General features: G+C 54.5%; 17 protein-coding genes and 1 pseudogene. 11 read left to right on the top strand and 7 right to left on the bottom strand.

Going from position 1 to position 19,588, the window contains the following annotated elements:
* Window positions 1-99: 99 nt before the first annotated feature.
* From IXC47_RS06615 to IXC47_RS06600, 4 genes are all read left to right on the top strand, one after another.
* A complete protein-coding gene (locus IXC47_RS06615) occupies window positions 100-1,206 on the top strand; it encodes a YeiH family protein (RefSeq protein ID WP_195875059.1) in 1,107 nt (368 codons plus the stop codon).
* Between the two features lie 52 nt (window positions 1,207-1,258).
* Window positions 1,259-1,693 (top strand): GNAT family N-acetyltransferase, encoded by a 435-nt coding sequence (locus tag IXC47_RS06610; RefSeq protein ID WP_195875058.1) that lies wholly within the window; start codon window positions 1,259-1,261, stop codon window positions 1,691-1,693.
* A 130-nt stretch (window positions 1,694-1,823) separates the two neighbouring features.
* The gene (locus IXC47_RS06605; RefSeq protein ID WP_195875057.1) at window positions 1,824-3,182 is read left to right on the top strand and encodes a GGDEF domain-containing protein; all 1,359 of its coding nucleotides are present in this window, start codon (window positions 1,824-1,826) and stop codon (window positions 3,180-3,182) included.
* A 28-nt stretch (window positions 3,183-3,210) separates the two neighbouring features.
* Window positions 3,211-3,762, top strand: coding sequence for a M15 family metallopeptidase (locus tag IXC47_RS06600; protein ID WP_175626799.1), 552 nt, complete (start codon window positions 3,211-3,213; stop codon window positions 3,760-3,762).
* Between the two features lie 21 nt (window positions 3,763-3,783).
* Here IXC47_RS06600 and IXC47_RS06595 read toward each other — a convergent pair whose 3' ends face one another.
* Window positions 3,784-4,665, bottom strand: coding sequence for a LysR substrate-binding domain-containing protein (locus IXC47_RS06595; RefSeq protein ID WP_195875056.1), 882 nt, complete (start codon window positions 4,663-4,665; stop codon window positions 3,784-3,786).
* Between the two features lie 171 nt (window positions 4,666-4,836).
* Between IXC47_RS06595 and IXC47_RS06590 the strand changes: the two genes are divergently transcribed.
* A complete protein-coding gene (locus IXC47_RS06590) occupies window positions 4,837-5,736 on the top strand; it encodes an NAD-dependent epimerase/dehydratase family protein (protein WP_195875055.1) in 900 nt (299 codons plus the stop codon).
* Window positions 5,737-5,760: 24 nt separating this feature from the next.
* Here the strand turns inward: IXC47_RS06590 and IXC47_RS06585 are convergent, their stop codons facing one another.
* The gene (locus tag IXC47_RS06585) at window positions 5,761-6,663 is read right to left on the bottom strand and encodes a LysR family transcriptional regulator (RefSeq protein ID WP_195875085.1); all 903 of its coding nucleotides are present in this window, start codon (window positions 6,661-6,663) and stop codon (window positions 5,761-5,763) included.
* 125 nt (window positions 6,664-6,788) lie between these two features.
* Here IXC47_RS06585 and IXC47_RS06580 point away from each other — a divergent pair, with 125 nt between their 5' ends.
* The 5 genes from IXC47_RS06580 (at window position 6,789) to IXC47_RS06560 (ending at window position 11,447) form a co-directional block, all read left to right on the top strand.
* Window positions 6,789-7,793 (top strand): zinc-binding alcohol dehydrogenase family protein, encoded by a 1,005-nt coding sequence (locus IXC47_RS06580; RefSeq protein WP_195875054.1) that lies wholly within the window; start codon window positions 6,789-6,791, stop codon window positions 7,791-7,793.
* A 527-nt stretch (window positions 7,794-8,320) separates the two neighbouring features.
* The gene (locus IXC47_RS19465; protein WP_195875053.1) at window positions 8,321-8,959 is read left to right on the top strand and encodes a hypothetical protein; all 639 of its coding nucleotides are present in this window, start codon (window positions 8,321-8,323) and stop codon (window positions 8,957-8,959) included.
* Window positions 8,960-9,054: 95 nt separating this feature from the next.
* Window positions 9,055-9,786 carry a histidine kinase gene (locus tag IXC47_RS06570; RefSeq protein ID WP_195875052.1) on the top strand — a complete coding sequence of 244 codons (732 nt, stop codon included), beginning with the start codon at window positions 9,055-9,057 and terminating at the stop codon, window positions 9,784-9,786.
* A 69-nt stretch (window positions 9,787-9,855) separates the two neighbouring features.
* Complete coding sequence (locus IXC47_RS06565; protein WP_124573971.1) at window positions 9,856-10,113, top strand: transposase; 258 nt, start codon at window positions 9,856-9,858, stop codon at window positions 10,111-10,113.
* 212 nt (window positions 10,114-10,325) lie between these two features.
* Window positions 10,326-11,447 carry a GlxA family transcriptional regulator gene (locus tag IXC47_RS06560; protein ID WP_195875051.1) on the top strand — a complete coding sequence of 374 codons (1,122 nt, stop codon included), beginning with the start codon at window positions 10,326-10,328 and terminating at the stop codon, window positions 11,445-11,447.
* A gap of 33 nt (window positions 11,448-11,480) precedes the next feature.
* On the opposite strand, the gene IXC47_RS06555 is transcribed toward IXC47_RS06560, so the two are convergent.
* The 5 genes and pseudogenes from IXC47_RS06555 to IXC47_RS06535 all read right to left on the bottom strand — a co-directional run bounded on the left by IXC47_RS06555 (window position 11,481) and on the right by IXC47_RS06535 (window position 18,685).
* Window positions 11,481-12,176: a DUF4197 domain-containing protein gene (locus IXC47_RS06555; protein ID WP_175626791.1), complete on the bottom strand. Its 696-nt coding sequence runs from the start codon at window positions 12,174-12,176 to the stop codon at window positions 11,481-11,483.
* A gap of 272 nt (window positions 12,177-12,448) precedes the next feature.
* Entirely contained in the window at window positions 12,449-13,894 is a 1,446-nt protein-coding gene (locus IXC47_RS06550) for an efflux transporter outer membrane subunit (protein ID WP_195875084.1), read from the bottom strand.
* Window positions 13,895-13,896: 2 nt separating this feature from the next.
* Window positions 13,897-17,026: pseudogene (locus tag IXC47_RS06545) on the bottom strand (efflux RND transporter permease subunit).
* Between the two features lie 53 nt (window positions 17,027-17,079).
* Window positions 17,080-18,306 (bottom strand): efflux RND transporter periplasmic adaptor subunit, encoded by a 1,227-nt coding sequence (locus tag IXC47_RS06540; RefSeq protein ID WP_195875050.1) that lies wholly within the window; start codon window positions 18,304-18,306, stop codon window positions 17,080-17,082.
* Window positions 18,307-18,502: 196 nt separating this feature from the next.
* Window positions 18,503-18,685: a hypothetical protein gene (locus IXC47_RS06535; RefSeq protein WP_195875049.1), complete on the bottom strand. Its 183-nt coding sequence runs from the start codon at window positions 18,683-18,685 to the stop codon at window positions 18,503-18,505.
* 213 nt (window positions 18,686-18,898) lie between these two features.
* Between IXC47_RS06535 and IXC47_RS06530 the strand changes: the two genes are divergently transcribed.
* Entirely contained in the window at window positions 18,899-19,540 is a 642-nt protein-coding gene (locus IXC47_RS06530) for a TetR/AcrR family transcriptional regulator (protein ID WP_175626787.1), read from the top strand.
* The last annotated feature ends 48 nt before the right edge of the window (window positions 19,541-19,588 follow it).

Here is a 19,588-nt window from a genome sequence, read left to right as displayed (position 1 = left end):
TTTAACAGTTAGGTTATAGATAAACAAGCCGTTTCTCAAATAATTTTTCAGCCCCTACACTGGCTCCATATTCTTAGCACCTGCTGTAACGGAAAGCCTATGTCCAGCATACCCACATCACCATCTACCGCCCCAAGTAGCGTCAAACTGGAGCGCGCCACATCCTCAGGTGGGCAATGGCAGCAATTACTGCCTGGCCTGACGCTGACCGGCCTCATTGCCGTGCTTGCAATTGCGCTGGGAAATATTGAAGTCCTGCAGGCAAACGGCATTAGCGCACTGACGCTGGCAATTGTGCTCGGCATCCTGGTCGGCAACACGGTGTACCCGCGCATAGCGCCAGCTAGCGCGGCTGGCGTGCAGTTTTCCAAGGCCAAGCTACTGCGCCTGGGCATCATCCTGTATGGCCTGCGTCTTACCTTCCAGGACATCGCCAACGTCGGCTGGTCGGGCGTGGTGATCGATGCGATGGTGTTGAGCAGTACCTTTGGACTGGCCTATGTACTGGGCACCCGGGTATTCGGACTGGAACGCCAAACAGCCTTGCTGATCGGTGCTGGCAGTTCGATCTGCGGTGCTGCCGCTGTGATGGCGACGGAGCCGGTGGTGCGTGGTCGTGCCGAGCAAGTGACGGTGGCAGTTGCGACGGTAGTCGTGTTCGGCACGCTGGCCATCTTCCTCTACCCGGCCTTGTATCACCTCAATGCCGACTATCAGCTGATCACCATGACGCCATCCAGTTACGGCGTATTCGCCGGCTCGACCATCCATGAAGTGGCACAAGTCGTCGCCGCCGGACGCGCCGTCAGTGAGGCAGCGGCCAATACTGCGGTGATTGCGAAGATGGTGCGCGTCATGATGCTGGCTCCCTTCCTGCTCATACTTACGTTGTGGCTGGCGCGTCGCTCATCCACGCTCGTTGCAGGCCAGCGCATGCGCATCACGATACCGTGGTTTGCACTCTGCTTCGTCGCTGTCGCCGGCTTGAATTCCCTCGCCGTATTGCCACCAGTGATCGTGCATCAGTTGACTACACTCGATACCGTGCTGCTCGCGATGGCGATGGCTGGCCTCGGACTCGGCACCCATATTTCCGTGATCCGCAAGGCGGGCATCAAGCCGCTGGCATTGGGAGCCGTATTGTTTGCATGGCTGCTGGCTGGCGGACTGGCGATCAATGCGCTGGTACACGCATTGCTGCACTGATGCAGACCCGTGTATTCTGTCTGCATCTAATCGAGCCAAGCAAATCACAACCATGTTTTCCCTACGCCCGATGACCATCGATGACTACGATGCGGTCATGACCCTGATGCAGCAAACACCCGGCATCAGCCTGCGCGATGCCGACTCACGGGAAAACATCGCGCGCTATCTGGCACGCAATCCCGGCCACAGCTTGGTCGCACTATCCGGTGAAGATATCGTCGGCTGCATCATGAGCGGCCATGACGGACGGCGCGGCTATTTGCAGCACTTGCTGGTGCATCCCGGACATCGCAGACTGGGCATAGCCAACGCGCTGGTCGAGCGCTGCCTGGCCGCGCTGCAAGAGATCGGTATCCATAAATCGCATATCGATGTACTCAGGGAAAATGAAATCGGTGCTGCTTACTGGCGCAGCCAGGGCTGGCAATTGCGTACCGATATAGACCGCTATTCCTTTATCAGCTCAGACAACAAAAATACCTGATCACGGCCAGCATCGTCTCTCGCTATAAGTTTAATTGATGTGATGAATTCATACAGGCTTGCAGCTAGTACGCCATTTTTTCCAATATCCGGGCATACTGACAGCATTACCTTGAATTAGCTTTCCCCAGATGGAAACGAAGCCTTACACACTGCCAGCCAGTTTCATCGACCTTTTGATAGATGCAGTCTTTGCGGTCGATGTCGATGGTCGTGTCCTCTTTGCCAGCGCCGCCTGCGAACGTATTTTTGGTTACACACCACAAGAGATGCTGGGTCGGGTCATGTTTGACATGATGGTGCCGCAAGACAGGGAACGTACCCGGCAGTCGGTGCAGCAAGTGATGGCCGGTCAGCCGCAACTGAATTTTGAAAATCGCTACATCCGCAAAGATGGTCAAATTGCCTACATTATGTGGTCGACACGCTGGTCACCACCGGACCAGGTCAGGATAGGCATTGCACGCGATGTGACACAACGCAAACGTGCCGAGTCCAAGCAAGCCGTGCTGTACGCGATTTCCGAGGCGACCTCGACCGCTGAAGACCTGCCCACCCTGTTCCAGAACATCCACCAAATCATAGGCACGCTGCTGGCAGTCGATAACTTTACAGTCGCGCTCTACGACCAGGAAAGCAATAAACTCAGCTTTCCTTATCACATCGACACTATGTCCGAGACCTGCATTCCGGTCAGCGCACTGTGCGAAGAAGTCATCCTGAACGGCCAGCCCTTATTGCTGACATCCGAAAACATGCAGGATTACCTGACCGAGCAACAAATCACGGTCCACAACGTACCGCTATGCTGGCTCGGCGTACCGCTCAAATCCCAGAACGGCACCATAGGTGTGCTGATTTGCAAAAGCTATCCGGGCGGCACCCACTACAACGAGCAAGACCAGGAACTACTGCAGTTCGTCTCAACGCAGATCGCCACCGCTATCGAACGTCAACAAATGCAGACCCGCTTGCAATACATGGCGCAGTACGATCAACTCACCACCCTGCCGAACCGGGCATTGCTATATGACCGCCTGAATGTTGCCCTGTTGAAAGCCCGCCGTGAGCGCAGCCATTTATCGTTGCTATTTCTGGATCTGGACAAGTTCAAGCAAGTCAACGATACCCTCGGCCATCACGTCGGTGATCGCTTGCTGCAGGAGGTCGCACGCCGCCTGAAGCAATGCCTGCGCGAATCGGATACTGTGGCACGCGTAGGCGGCGATGAATTCGTGATCCTGCTGCAACCCATCCCATTGCCGGAGCACGCAGCTTTGGTAAAGGAAAAAATTCGCGACGCCTTGCGTCCGCCCATCAGCATAGACAAACACAGCCTCAGCATCGTCCCCAGCATAGGCATCGCGCACTATCCGGATCACGGCGATAACGAAGAGCAACTATTGAAATACGCAGACCAGGCCATGTATGCGGAAAAACATGGTCGTCCGCCGCAAACCTTGACGGCTGAACTCGGTCTCACTCCTTAAGCCCTCACTTGCACACACCCGTACACGCATGAAACACGAATTCACATCTGCCAGCTATCAGGAACGCATCCATCAGGAGTTGGACAAGCTAGGTATTTCGCTGGAACTGATTGCCGAGAAAAAACTGCCCTTCTACGCGGAAGCGGAAGAACTGACGGTGGCGGAAGTCGATGCCAACGGCCGTGAATTCCAGATGACCCCAGCCACGGCAACGGCCTGGCATGCGATGAAACAGGCGGCGGCAGATGATGGCGTGGTGCTGGAAGTCGTGTCCGCGTTTCGCTCGATAGAACGGCAGATAGAAATCATCCAGTACAAACTGGAACGCTATATGCCGATGGAAAAGATCCTGACCCTGAGCGCGCCACCCGGCTACAGCGAACATCACACCGGCCGTGCCATCGACATCAACACCCCAGGCTGCATGGCGACAGAAGAAGAATTCCATGACACGGAAGCCTATCGCTGGCTCTGTACCCACGCCGGTCGCTTCGGCTTTACGCTCTCATATCCGCGCGATAACCAGTTGGGATTCATCTACGAACCCTGGCACTGGTGCTACCAGCCAGATCAGGCCTGAGCCCCATTCACCACTTCGCGTTCACATCTTCTGTTGCAGGAATTCGAGGAAACAACTGATACGGCGTGACAGCTGTGTATTGCGGTAATACACAGCATGGATGGGCCGCTGATAACCGGTGTAATACTTACCGAGTACGGGCACCAGCATCCCGGCCGCTATATCCTTCTGCGTCATGAATTCCGACAGGCAGGCGATGCCCTGACCGGCCAAGGCCAGTGCGCGCAAGGTTTCGCCACTGGATGCAAGAATGGCTGGTGTAATTGCCAGCCACTCTCCACCGTCGTGCCGCAAAGGCCAGCTATTCCCCGTCTCGTACTGCAGAAAGCCCAGCGTCTGATGCTGCGCCAGATCGGCAGGTTTTTTCGGCACGCCATGTTTTTTCAGGTAGTCCGGACTGGCCAGGATTGCCATTGGACCGGAACGCAGCGGGCGCGCATGCAAGGTTGAATCCGTCAATTCACCGACCCGTATCGCGATATCGGTTCTATGCTCCAGCAAATCGGCAATCTGGTCATTGCTGGTCAGTTCCAGTGTGATGTCCGGATACAGCGCGCGAAACTCCGCCACATGCGGCACGATCACATGCAGGATGAAAGGAGAAGCGGCATCGATGCGCAAGCGACCGCTCGGACGCTGCCGCCGCACGCGTATCGCCTCCTCGGCTTCATCCATCGCCGCCAGGATGCTACGCGCCTGGTTCAGCAAGAGCCGCCCTTCGTCGGTCAGCTCCATGCGGCGCGTGGTGCGGGTCAGCAGAGTCGTTGCCAGTTTTTCTTCCAGCCGCGACAAGGTGCGGCTCACGGCCGATGTGGTCAGACCCAGGTGCTGCGCAGCGGCGCCTAAGGTGCCGCTATCTATCACCGCAACAAAGGTCTTTAAATCGTCTGAATTGATTTCCATAGCCGACACCTATTATTGATTAAAACGCAAATATTATTTGATAGTACAGCTATTTTTCTCAACAATAAATACCGGCATAGTGTGCCCATCAGTTCCCGGCAATAGCCTGGAAATCCGGACACCTGGCGCTATACGCAAGCCGTGCAGCGCTACCTACATAAGGACAAGATCATGAAAGTATTTATTACCGGTGCAGCAGGTTATATCGGCGGTTCGGTCGCAGCGCGTTTGTTGCAGGAAGGCTATGCCGTACGCGGCCTGGTGCGCACCGCAGAACAGGCAGAAAAAGTAAAACAACTGGGCATAGAACCGGTCATCGGCACGCTCGACGACGCCGCCATCCTGGCGCGTGAAGCCCAGCAGGCAGATGCCGTCATCAATGCCGCCAGCTCGGATCACCGACCATCAGTCGAAGCCCTGCTGGACGCGCTGGCTGGCTCCGGCAAGGCCTTCATCCACACCAGCGGCTCCAGCGTGGTCGGCGACGATGCACGGGGTGTATGGAAATCGGACAAGGTCTATGCGGAAGACACACCCGTCGCGGTCGTACCGGAAAAAGCCGCACGTGCCTCCCTCGATCAATTGATACGCGACGCAGCCAAACGCGATGTACGTTCCGTCATCCTGTGCAACACCATGATCTACGGTACCGGCCTCGGTGCCAGCCCTGACAGCGTGCAAATCCCACCGCTGGTCGCACAAGCGAAAAAAAGTGGCATCGCACGTTACGTCGGCAACGGTGTCAACGTCTGGTCCAACGTGCATATCAAGGATGTGGTCGAGCTGTATCTGCTCGCCCTGAAAAAAGCGCCCGCCGGTTCCTTCTACTTTGTGGAAAATGGTGAAGCATCGTATGCCGAGATCGTTACCGCTATCGCACAACGCCTGCAACTGGGCGAGCCGCAATCATGGCCAGTAGAAGAAGCCATCAAGGAATGGGGCTTCGGTCACGCCGTCTACTCCTTTGGTTCCAACAGCCGTGTTACCGCTGCACTGGCACGCCAGGAACTGGGCTGGAAACCAACGCATACTTCGGTCTTAGCCTGGATCAAGAGCGACATGAAAGTCTGAGCTGACTGACTTCAGCTCTTCTGCTCAATTTTCCTTCAGTTGCTCCAGGTGCTGACGCAGAAAATCGCGCAAGCTGACCACCGCTGGTGACAGCATCAATCGATGCGCGCACACCAGGTTCAACGGCGCGAGTTCACCCTGATAGTTGCTTAACGCAGCTATCAGGCGTCCCTTCTTCAAATCGTTGCTGACATCAAGCCGCGACTTATAAGCCAGGCCATTCCCCGCCAGCGCCCAGCGCCGCACCAGGTCGCCGTCATCGCTGATGCGATCACCGTCCACCACGATGGTTTCCATTTTCTTGTTGCGCCAGAAATCCCAGCGCTCATGGATCGCATCGCCCAACACAAAGCGCAGGCAATTATGCGATTGCAGGTCGCTCAGCTTCTTCGGCACAGCATGCCGTTTGAAATAAGCCGGCGACGCACACAGCACGCGCCGGTTATCCGGCGCCAGCGGCAAAGCCACCATGCCGGAATCTTCCGGCTCGCCATACCGTATCGCCACATCTATCGTCTGGCGATACAGGTCAGCCAGCCGGTCGCTGATTCGTATACGCAAACGTATCGCCGGATGCTGCGCCTGGAACGCATCCAGCCACGGCAACATCACATTGCGCCCGAGATCAGACGGAATAGACAAACTCAAATCACCACCTATCGTTTGCGCATCACGCGCCACGCTGGCCGCACCTTCGTCGACTGCCAGCAATACCACACGCGCGTGCACCAGATAACGTTCACCATCCGTCGTCAGCCGTAAACTACGCGTAGAGCGGACGAACAGGCGCGCCCCCAAGGCCGCTTCCAGACGCTTGAGCGCAGCACTGGCAGCAGCCGGAGCGATATCCAGTTCGCGTGCAGCGGCCGACAAGCCGCCGCAATCGGCAGCACGAACGAAAAGCATTAAATCCTCAATACGCGGTATTTTCATTTTATTTTTGAAAGTGATAGTTAATTCAACGTATTTTCAATAAAGAGAATATAGCGGAAACTGCGTGCATGAGCTTGTAAATCACCGCCTAGCCATTCATTTTTAAAAGGAAGCCCAGCATGAAAGCCGTCGCCTATCAACAAGCATTGCCGATCAAAGATCAAAACTCATTGCTCGACGTCACCCTGCCCGACCCGGTCGCCAGCGGCCATGACCTGCTGGTGGAAGTCCAGGCCATCTCGGTGAATCCGGTCGACGTCAAAGTACGCAGCAGCGCCACACCGCCAGATGGTGAATACAAAGTTATAGGCTGGGATGCTGCAGGCATCGTGCGTGCAGTCGGCGACGCAGTGACTTTGTTCAAACCGGGTGATCGCGTGTTCTATGCCGGATCAATTGCACGTCCGGGCACCAATAGCGAGTTGCACCTGGTCGATGAATTCATTACCGGCCATATGCCCGCCTCACTGGACTTTGCACAAGCCGCCGCCTTGCCCCTGACCGCGATCACGGCATGGGAACTCTTGTTCGAACGGCTTGAAGTCCAGACCGACAGCAAGGAGGCCATCCTCATCATCGGTGCCGCTGGTGGCGTCGGTTCCATCCTGGTGCAACTGGCGCGCCAACTGACCGGCCTGACTGTGATCGGTACCGCTTCACGCCCACAAACACAGCAATGGGTACGCGAACTCGGCGCGCATCACGTCATCGACCATTCACTCCCCTTAAGTCAGGAATTGAAAAAAATCGGCATCGAAAATGTTAAATACGTCGCCAGCCTGAACCAGACTGATCAGCATTTTGCAGAGATAGTCGAGGCGCTTGCACCACAAGGCAAGCTGGCCCTGATCGATGATCCGGTCGCGCTGGATTGCCGCTTGCTGAAACGCAAGAGCATCTCCCTGCATTGGGAATTCATGTTCACACGCGCCCTGTTCGCCACAGCCGACATGCACAAGCAACACGAATTGCTGAATGAAGTCGCGCGCCTGATCGACGCAGGAACCATCAAAACCACGGTCGCGGAAAATTTCGGCACCATTAATGCAGCCAATCTGAAACGCGCGCACTCATTGCTCGAGAGCAATACAGCCAAAGGGAAAATCGTACTTGAAGGTTTTTGAAAAAAATAATTCACGCATGAATTTACAAACGTCGACATAGATAGAACGATCTGTATCGCGCCATTTTTTTTGCAATCAAAACGACAAGCACCCGTTTTTAACGGGTGCTTTTTTTTCGTCGTTTATCAAATTCTTCAAGTATTAAAACCCATCAGTAATCACAAAAAAGCAAAAGTAAAAATCACGCAACTCTGTCTATGAAAATGCCTAAATTTTAAGCACGAATTTTTACTTCATATAACAGCCTATACACATCAAAAATACCTACTAATACATCACAAACATCTGTCAACAATCTGTCAAAACCCGCCACGCGTCGGTGTCTGAAGCAGCCAAGGTTTTGTCGCTAAGAAAAAGATTCCGCGACCTAATATCAAGCCAATCCAAACGAAACCAGTAGGCCGCTGGCACAAGTGGATTGATCCGAAGACAGGTGTTAATTCAAATACTTTTCTATCTGTCCTCCGGTGACTTTGAATGAGACATCAAGGTAAACAACACTCTATCCACATTCAGGAGAATCAAAAATGAAACAGCACATCATTGCAGCAGCCATCACCTCATTGTTCGCAGCAGCTGCATTTGCAGGTGGCGGCCATGGTGGTTATGGGGGTCCTTCCATGCCAGCACCTAGCGGCAACATATCAGCAGCCTCAGTCGGTGGTGCTGGTGGTGCCGGTGGCAGCGCAACATCAGGGAACGTTACAGGCGGCTCGACCACAGGCGGCAACGCCAGCGGCGGGAATGCAAACCAAAACAATTTCGGCGGCACGGCAAATACCGGCGGCAACTGGACAGGTACCGGCGGTGTTAAGTCATTCGGTGGCGACACAAATGCCACCGTCAGCAACACCGCTAAAGTCGGAGCAGCAGCACCATCCGGTGGCGGCCACGGCAACCGTGGCGGACAAAGCCACAATAGCGGCAGCGGTGGTGGCAGCGCAAAGGCTGGCGATGCAGCAGCAACGCAGAAACTCAACGGCAATTCCCTTGCAGTCGGCGGACAAACCAAATCGTCCACCGGTGACGCAGCCTCCGGCAGCGGCAACGGCAACTACGCCGGCAATGGCAAGTCGGTGACTATCGGCGGCGATACGAAGAGCGGTGCAGCGTTTGGCGGCAATGGTGGCAATGGCGGCAATTCGGCTGCAATCGCTACTCACTAAGCCAGAAGCAACTCAGCTATCGAACAGATAGCCAAGCAGGAAGAGAGGCAACTCTCTTCCTCATTTAAAAGAGTCGTCATTGTGATGGAGCAGCCATGAAAAGCAATCTTATAGGCCTGCTGGTAGCCTCAATGTTTGCCTTGCCAGCATGGGCAGGAAGCCCGCACGGACATGGTGGATCTGGCTCCGGATCAGGCGGAAGCGCAGTCCCCACATCCAATTCATCTTCATCTGCCACCGGCGGCGCAGGTGGTGCAGGTGGTGCAGCGACCGGTGGTAGTGCGACCGGCGGCTCGGCAAGTGGTGGTGCGTCGAATGTGAACGTGTCGGTGAATACAGGCTCCGGTGGTGGTGCCTCACCTGCAGCAGCGGCATTGGGTGACGTCGGCGCACCAGGCAGCAGTGCCAACAACACTAAAGCGACCGTCGACTACGGCGGCAGCTACACCGTTAAAAATGTACCTGGCGTACTTGCTCCATCGTTGACCACAACCTTGTCGGATACCTGCATGGGTTCTGTGTCCCTCGGTGTATCTGCAGTCGGCTTCGGCTTGACTGGCGGTATCACCATGGTCGATGAAGCCTGCGTACGTCGTCTCGATTCGCGGGAATTCCGTGCGATGGGTATGAATGATGTAGCGCTTGCGCTGCTGTGCCAAAGCGAAGCCAATCGCAAGGCCATAGAAGCAACCGGTCGTTCCTGCCCTAGCGCGCCGAAACAAGATGCAGCTAACCCTGTGCAGACTTATTCCGTCATGCAAAGCTCGGCTGACCAATATACAGACCCTATCGTACGCAAACGCATGGGCCTGGAACCATTGCCTTGAGCAAGTGTACACAGCTGTAATTTTCTGAGAGAAACAATTCCTGTAATCAACAGAAACAAAGGCCCTGCGATGAAGCGAACGATAACCAGCGATCAGATCGCAGCTGCCTTGAAGCAAGAAGAACTAGGCATTCCATTGGAAGATGTCTTGCGGCAAGCCGGTGTATCCGAGCATACGTTTCTTGATTGGAAGAAACGTTACAGCGCACTGCCCGGCTTTCCGCAAGACTTGAAATGCCTGCAGGAAGAGAACAACAAGCTTAAACAAATCGTCGCAGAACTTGCTCTGGAGAATGCTCGTTTGAAAGACATGCTTGAGAGCAAGTAATGCGAAACAAAGGTTCACAAATCGTAATGTGCTTCACAGCAAAAGTAAGTGCACTCTGGATTAAATAAGCATATATTTAAAAGGTGATTTTAATCATGACCTTAGGCAATCATCTCACCTTCATCGACTTCTAAAATTATTATTCACCGGCAATATACTTTTTATTTAGTGAATAGAAGAAATAAGAATATAAGTTAGGCGGGAGATATGACATGGAACAAATGTCTTTCAAGTTACCGGCTCTATCCGAATCTACACGGACCATCAGGCACATAGGAATCATCGTTTTTGAAGGCGTCATACTTGCTGACGTAATTGGTGCAGCAGATGTGTTCGGCGTCGGAGACAGATTAATTTCCTCAGTCTTTGCAGGTCAGTCCGGATATGCAATTTCATTGCTGTCTCTCAACGGCGGCATCATACGATCTTCCACTTGCGTGCAGATCATGACTCTTCCTCTGCCCCCACACGACAACCACAACTTCGACACAATCTTGATAGCCAGCGGCACCGGCAACTTTGATGCTTATCGTGATCCGGGTCTGGTTGGCTGGCTGCAGGATGCGAATGCCAATGTAAGACGCATAGGCGCAGTATGTACCGGCGTCTTTGTGATGGCGGCAGCAGGTTTGCTGGATCAGAAACGTGCGACCACACATTGGGCACTGCAAGATAAATTGATACGAGAATTTCCGCAGATTAAAGTCGAACGAGATGCCAGCACTACTGAAGATGACGGGATATTTACTGCCAGCGATGTCGGCATGGCGACGGATCTCGCACTTACTTTCCTGGAAGATGATTTAGGCAGCAGCGTTGCCAAACGTGTCGCTGAAAGCCTGCAGGTAACGCAGCGTCGACGTGAACAGATTCCGGTCAGACCGACAAAAATCACCGAGCCTGTAAGCTGCACAAAGATACAGCAAGCGTCGCGCTGGTTTGTCGAGCATATGGCAGAAGCGATCAGCATCATCGATGCAGCCAACTACGTTTCCATGAGCGAACGTAATTTCCAGCGGCAGTTCAAACGCGAAACCGGATGGACACCTCATGAATTCCTGCTGCACCTGCGTCTCGATGCAGTACGTCAGCAATTGGCGCGGACAGATTTACGAGTCGATAAAATAGCCCGGCGTTGTGGCTTTTTAAATGGCGAGCATGTCTCCAAACTATTCCGCAAGCATTTGCAGATCTCGCCGATCGAATACAGACGCAATGAACGCAATGCGCAGAATCAGGCTATCGAACCTCCGCCTGTCTCTACGAATGCGCAAGCGCCGATACTGGTGTTCGATGCGGTCGCTAAAAATACTTTGGCCGACGGACTCATATGAGCCGCCGGCCATTTTTGAAAGTTAAACGCGCGCTTACTTCAAGGCGCCGAAGACTTTGCCCAGGATGGCACTACCGGCACCAACCGGATCCTGGCGTATCGCTTTCTCTTCTTCGCCGATCATCGTGTACAAGCCATCGAGTGCGCGTTTGGTAACGTAGCCTTCGACGGTGGTTTCATCTTGCGACACCAGACCGCTGGAACCTACCTTGCCCATGATCGCGTTGTACTGCGGTGCCAGCCCATTCTTATCCGTGATCTTTTTAACGACGGGCAGGAATTGCGCACCTAATGGCGTCGCTGTTTTTTGCCGGAAGAAATCAGTGACTGACGTATCGCCCCCGGTCAAGATATTTTTCGCGTCGGATACCGACATCGATTTCACCGCATCCAGCAACAATGGTTTGGCCAATGCGACCGCTGATTCTGCTGCGTGATTCATCGACACCTGCAACTCTTCCACTTTCTTGCCCTGCCCTGTCATCTTCAGGATAGGCATCGCTTTTTCAACCACGCTGGGCAAACCGATTTTTACTTTTTCATTATTCAGGAAGCCGTTTTCCACACCGAGTTTGGAGACGGCGACGGTTGCGCCTTTTTCCAGCGCCGCTTTGACGCCACTCGTGGCGTCCTTGTTGCTCAGGTCTGCCAGTGATGCGGCAAACGCCACGGAAACGACCAGGCTCAATGAAACTGCCAGTGCCGTTTTGGAAAAATGATGGTTGAGCATGCTGTCTCCTCAATATAAGCGATGTGTGGGATGGTGCGATTCTTATCCGAACCGCGATAGCTGCATCATATTATCGCAAGGCGCGTTTTTACGGCAGCAGTTTGCCGCAAACAATTGCAAGCAAAAGTGAAGATCATCACATAAAGATGGGAGCAGGCATTGCCGGATGGAAAACCAGCCGGGCAGATGTACACAATCGTGAGCAGATAAAAAAACGCCGACTGGAAAACTGCTTCCAATCGGCGTCAACTACAGCACCTCGCAAACTTTACTTATGGCTGGACTGCCAGTGCCAGGCCATCCTTGGCGGCGGGCGTATCCCAGCCGCCACCGAGTGCACGTATCAGGCCCACTGATGCGATGGCGCGCTGACCGGTACTGCGTATCTTCGAACGTTGTGTCGACAGGCTGGAACGCTGCGCATCGATCACTTCAAAGTAACTGGCCGAACCGTAGCGATAACGTGAGTCAGCCAGGCGTGCAGCCAGTTGCGCCGAGCTGACGGCTTGGTCTTCAAACTGCAGCTGACGATCCAGCGTCCGCAAAGCGGTCAGGTTGTCTTCGACATCCTGGAAGCCGACCAGTACTTGTTGACGATAGTTGGCAACCAGCGCTTCGTAGTTAGCATCGGCACGTTCCAGGTTGGAGCGGTTACGACCACCATCAAACAAAGGCATGCTGAGTATGGTGCCAACTACCGGGCCCAGCATCCAGCTGCGGCTCGACCATTTGAACAAATCGCGCAATTCATTCGACTCGTAACCAGCCGATCCGGTCAGCAGCAGTTTCGGGAAGAACGCTGCCTTGGCCGCGCCTATACGCGCACTGGAAGCTGCCAGCTGACGCTGTGCCTGGGCGATGTCGGGACGACGTTCCAGCAAATCGGACGGCAGGCCGGATGGCACCGTCACCACGGCAGCAGCCAATGGCGCGGCAGGCAAGGTGAATTCAGCCGGAGCCTTGCCGAGCAAAATCGCCAATGCATGGTCACGTTGCGCACGTTGACGCTTGACGCCTTCCAGTTCAGCACTGGTCGTGGCCCATTCAGTCTTCGCTTGTGCCACGTCCAGCTCGCTGGTGTCACCGGCCTTGTAGCGATGCTGTGTCAGCTCCAGTGCTTCCTGGCGCAAGGACACGGTCTTTTGCAAAACTTCGAGTTCCGAATCCAGCGAACGTATCGTGAAGTACTGTTGCGCGACGTCAGACTGCAAAGCCAGCAGGACCGAACGGTAAGCAGCTTCCTGCCCTTCTGCATCCAGCTTGGCGGCACGGCTGGCATCGGACAGACGGCCAAACAAATCCACTTCATAGCCGAAACTCAAAGGCGCACGATACGTGGTGCTGGCAGCTTGCGCATTGCCACTGCGGGTCGGGCCGACACCAACATCTACCTGCACGCCGCGATCTGCATCGACCACACCGGCAATCGCACGTGCATCTTTCACACGCGCCAGTGCAATCGCCAGATTCAGATTGGCCTTGCCGGCTTCCACGATCAGCTCACTCAATTGATCGTCGCCAAACACCTTCCACCAGGCACCGCGATCTTTATTGTCGGCCGGTGCTGCCAGCTTCCATGCGCCATCCAGCGCAGTGGCTTGCTCACGGTAGGCTGTCGGCAAATCCAGCTTGAGCTGTTCCGGCGGCCGCGCCGTCGAGCAGCCAGCCAGTACCAGCGCCGCCACCATCGTGCTCAGGGATAAATTAAATTTCTTCATCATCACACCTCGTAATTGTGCGGAGTATCCGCTACCGCAACCGGGGCGTGATGTGCGACATACGCTTCATCTTCCACCGCCTTCTTGCGGGTAAATTTCTTTTCCAGCGTACGCAACAGCACGTAGAAGATAGGCGTCAGGAACAAACCAAACGCAGTCACACCTATCATGCCGGAGAACACTGCCACACCCATCGCATGACGCATCTCTGCGCCCGCGCCGGTCGACAGGATCAGCGGTACCACACCAGCGATAAACGCAATCGACGTCATCAGGATAGGACGCAGACGCAAGCGCGCTGCTTCAATCGCTGCTTCGTAGATGCCACGTCCCTGATGCTCCAGTTCACGCGCAAACTCGACGATCAGAATCGCATTCTTACAAGCCAGCCCCACCAGCACGATCAGACTGATCTGCGTGAAGATGTTGTTGTCGCCACCCGTCAACCAGACACCGAAGATGGCCGACAGCAAGCCCATAGGGACGATCAGCAACACCGCCAGCGGCAAGGTCAGGCTTTCATACTGCGCAGCCAGCACGAAGAACACCAGCAGCATCGCCAACGGCAAGATCACAAACAAGGTATCGCCAGCGATCTTGTCCTGATACGTGATCTCGGTCCATTCATAGCTGATGCCGCGTGGCAATGTTTCTGCCAGCAAGCGCTCTACCACTGCCTGCGCCTGACCGGTGCTGTAACCAGGAGCCGGACCGCCATTCACGTCCGCTGCCGGGAAACCGTTGTAGCGGATGAATTGATCAGGGCCATAGCTCTGTGTCATTTTCAGTACCGACGACAAAGGCACCATTTCGCCATTCTTGTTACGCGCTTTCAGCAAACCAACGTCTTCAGCATGGGCACGGAACGGTGCATCTGCTTGCACGCGCACCTGGAAGGTACGACCGAATTTATTAAAGTCGTTGACGTACAGCGAACCGAGGTAAACCTGCAAGGTATCGAACACCGCCGGTACCGACAGACCCAGTTGCTGGGCACGGGTGCGATCCAGGTTCGCATACAGTTGCGGCACGTTGATTTGATAGCTGGAGAACATGCCAGCCAGCTCAGGTGCCTGGTAGGCTTTGGCCAGGAAGGCTTTCAACGCATCATCCAATGCTTCCTTGCCCAATGCACCACGGTCCTGGATCTGTAGCTTGAAGCCACCGATGGTACCCAGGCCCTGCACTGGTGGTGGCGGGAACATCGCAATGTAAGCGCCTTTGATGCCAGACATTTGCTGGTTCAGCTTCTGTGCAATCGCCGGGCCGCTCAGGTCTTTGCTGCGACGTTCGTCAAACGGTTTGAGCGTCATAAATACAATGCCGGAGCTCGGGCTGTTAACGAAACCGTTAATCGACAAGCCAGGGAACGCTACCGCCGATTCCACGCCCGGTGTCTTCATACCGATTTCAGACATTTGACGAATTACGTCTTCAGTACGATCCAGCGACGATGCATCCGGCAATTGTGCGAAACCAACCAGGTACTGTTTATCCTGGCCAGGAATAAAGCCGGCCGGTACATGATGGAACAGGAACATGGTCGCACCTATCAGTGCGGCATACACACCCAGCGCAACTGTCTTGCGTTTCAGGATGCCGGTTACACCACCACCGTAGTTTTCCGAACTGCGATGGAATACTTTATTGAAGCGGACAAAGAACCAGCCAAACGCACGATCAATCGCCAGCTGGAATTTGTCTTTAGGCGCACCGTGGCTCTTCAGCAGCAAGGCAGCCAAGGCAGGCGATAAGGTCAGCGAATTGAACGCCGAGATCACAGTCGAAATCGCGATCGTCAATGCGAATTGCTTAAAAAATTGACCAGTCAGGCCGCTGACAAATGCGAGTGGCACGAACACTGCCGACAAAGTCAGCGCAATCGCGATAATCGGCCCCGACACTTCGCGCATCGCCTTATACGTTGCTTCGCGTGCGGTCAGACCGTCTTCAATATTCCGCTCGACGTTCTCCACCACCACAATCGCATCATCGACCACGATACCGATTGCCAGCACCAGCCCGAACAGACTCAGCGCATTAATCGAAAAGCCCAGCCCCATCATCACTGCGAACGTACCGATGACCGAAACCGGTACCGCCAGCAAAGGAATAATGGATGCGCGCCAGGTTTGCAGGAAGATGATCACGACGATCACGACCAGCAGGATCGCTTCCAGCAGGGTATGTACCACCGCTTTGATCGATGCACGTACGAACTGGGTCGGATCATAGACGATGCTGTAATCGACGCCTTCCGGCATATCTTTCTTCAGCTCAATCATGGTCTTGCGCACATTATTCGAAATATCGAGTGCGTTGGAGCCAGGTGACTGGAAGATAGGAATCGCGACCGCCGACTTATTGTTCAGCAGGGAACGCGCGGAACTCGTCTTCGGTCGTCAGACGACCTTGTGCATTCACCGAGATCTGGTAATCGACACCCGGCACCGATGGCGACGCACCGATCACACCAGCCGCAACGTTAACGTTTTGCTGACGTATCGCATCGACTACATCATTGGCGGACAAACCACGTTCCGCTACTTTGCGTGGATCGAGCCAGACGCGCATCGAGTAGTCACCGGAGCCGAACAATTGCACGGCACCTATCCCTTGCAAACGTGCCAGCCGGTCCTTCACGTTCAGCACGGCATAGTTACGCAAATAAGCCATGTCGTAGCGATCGTTAGGCGAGACCAGATGGACCACCATCGTCAGGTCGGGCGAGCTCTTGGTCGTGGTCACACCGAGGCGTTGCACCACGTCAGGCAGGCGTGGCAACGCCTGGTTGACGCGGTTCTGCACCAATTGCTGCGCCTGGTCTGGCGAGACACCGAGTTTGAAAGTAACGGTCAGCGTCATCAGACCGTCAGAGGTAGCCTGCGACTGCATGTACAACATACCTTCGACGCCGTTGATCTGTTCTTCTATCGGGGTGGATACGGTTTCCGCGATGGTTTGCGGATTGGCACCCGGGAAGTTGGCTTTGACCACCACCGATGGCGGCACGACTTCCGGATATTCAGAGATCGGCAGGTTCAGCATCGAGATCAAACCACCGATCAGGATGATGGCCGACAATACGCCGGCAAAGATGGGGCGATCGATAAAAAATCGAGAGATATTCATTTCAGTTTTTCTTTTTAAATGTGGGGAGCGTAGTCAGCCAGGTCGTTCCTGAATTAGTTGACTGCGCTGGAAGCCGCCTGCCCTGCCTGCTTCACTGTATTGGCACTCGCAACACGTGCATCCATCTTCACAACTTCCGGTGTCACCGTGTCATTCGGACGTATGCGTTGCAAACCGTTGACGACGATGCGCTCGTCTTTTTGCAAGCCGCTACGTACCACGCGCAAGCCATCGACGATAGGACCAAGGCTGACCGGGCGATATACAGCTTTGTTATCAGCACCGACCACCATCACGTATTTCTTGTCCTGGTCGGTACCGACTGCCTTGTCGTCAATCAGCAATGCATTCTTCGCATTCGCATCGCCGGTACGGACGCGGGCATACATGCCTGGAGTCAGTGTGCCGTCTTCGTTATCGAATACGGCACGTACACGTATGGTGCCGGAACCGGTATCAAGACGGTTATCGAAGGACTTCACATGACCATTGCGCGGATAGCCGTCTTCGCTAGTCAGGCCGATAGAAACCGGAACGCGGTTCACACCGCTATTACCAACCGTGCCATTACCTGCGTAACGGATATAAGTAGGTTCATCGATTTCAAAATTGACGTAGACCGGCGACACCGACACCACGGTGGTCAGCGTTGGTGCAGTCGGGCCGGTCGCGACCAGGTTACCCACGGTGATTTCTGCACGCGAAACACGACCGGCAACCGGTGCAGTGATTTCGGTGTATTGCAAATTCAGGCGCGCGCTCAATACGGCTGCATCGGTTGCTTTCAGATTCGCATCGGCTTCCTGCAAGGCATTTTCACGTGTATCGAGTTCACGTTGTGCCACTGCACGTTCTTCCAGCAAACGCTTGGTACGTTCGAGTTCGGTTTTGGCCAGTGCCAGACGCGCTTGTGCGCCAGCACGCGCAGCTTCGGCACGCGCCAGCTCTGCTTTATATGGACGTGGGTCGATGGTGAACAGCAAAGCGCCCTTCTTCACCAATTGGCCATCCTGAAAATGCACGGCATCGATGGTGCCGGACACACGTGGCCGTATCTCAACCCGCTCGACGGCTTCTACCCGTCCGGAGAAATCATCCCATTCGGTGACCGAGCGTTCCAGTACGCTGGCGACGGTGACACTGACTGCTGCTGGCGCGGCAGCGGGGGTTTTTTCAGCACGACCGGTAAGTGATACCGTCGCCGCGCCTACTATCAATAAGACGCCGACCGCGATCGCGATGGCGCTACGGGAAAAACGTGGAGTAGTCGATGTTTTCATTTTCATTCCCTGAAAAGTAATCTGTAAAAAATTGGTAATTAAGAAGTGCCGGGCTAAGCCTGAAGATGAAAAATCAACATCGCTTCGCGTTTTCCCCTCCGGTCGCTGCTTTGCTTGCAGGATCCGGGAACGACAAAATGCCAGGCAGCCGACGCGTGTCGGCAATTAGTGGCATGATGTCGGTCTTGCGCATGATTTAGTGCTGGGCAGGAAGGCTTAGACCTAAGTTGCCCAGTGAGACGGTTGCACCGGCCCACACAGCACCGCCGGTCAGAGCGCTGTCGTAAATCATGTCTTGCAATGCCTCATTACGCATCGCGGCAGACAGCGCGAGCGTACTGGCAGCAACAACGGTTATTTGGTAGAGACGGTTTTTCATTTGGTACACTCGCTGTTTACTAAGTAAATAAGTATTGATAGATAGAAACTAAAAGAACGATCCTTGATGGCCGCAAGGCCCAGAAAATATTTTCGTTAAATATTTCAATTTCATGACATTTTCATATTTCATAGTGATCGCTATGAAAGTATGATGTGACTGTATATTGCTTGTTTTCGTCTGTCAAGGGGTTTACTATCGATCGCTATGGAAATGGAAAATAAATCCGCACAAACCGACAAACCACGTAAAAAAGGTGGTCGGCCGCTCTCTTTCGACCGGGAAGCTGCGCTGGAACGCGCGATGCTGGTGTTTTGGCGTTACGGCTATGAAGCCGCATCGCTGAGCGAACTGACGTCTGCGATGGGCATTACGCCGCCCAGCCTGTATGCGGCTTTCGGCGACAAAGAACAACTCTTCCTGGAAGCGGTGGAGCGCTACTCCACCAAACGATGCGACGCGCTGCAGGATATGTTTGCGCAAGCACCGACCGCGCGTGATGCCATCGAACGTTTATTGCAAAGCAGCGCCGTTGATAACACCTGTCCGAGTCACCCGCCCGGCTGTCTGGTCGTCATGGCCGCTACCAATTGCTCCGCTTCTGCCGAACATGTGCAAACCGTCATGACCGAACGCCGCGAGAATATCGAAGGCATGATCACGGCGCGGATAGAACAAGGCATACAGGAAGGTGAACTGCCGACCAGCATAGATGCTGCCACGCTGGCGAATTTTTATGCTGCGGTGCTGCAGGGTATGACTATGCAGGCTCGAGATACCTGCGACCGCGATAAACTGCTGGCGATAGCCTCTGCCGCGATGCGTGCCTGGCCGGTAGCAAAAGTAGCAGCCTGAAACAAAACAGCGGGCACCCTGCCCGCTGTTTGCATATTCCCATCAGAA

The sequence above is a fragment of the Herminiimonas contaminans genome (genome assembly GCF_015645465.1).
GTDB classification, from domain to species: domain Bacteria; phylum Pseudomonadota; class Gammaproteobacteria; order Burkholderiales; family Burkholderiaceae_D; genus Oxalicibacterium; species Oxalicibacterium contaminans.
Note: the sequence above shows the minus strand (reverse complement) of the source record. Positions and strands in the feature narration are given on the sequence as shown.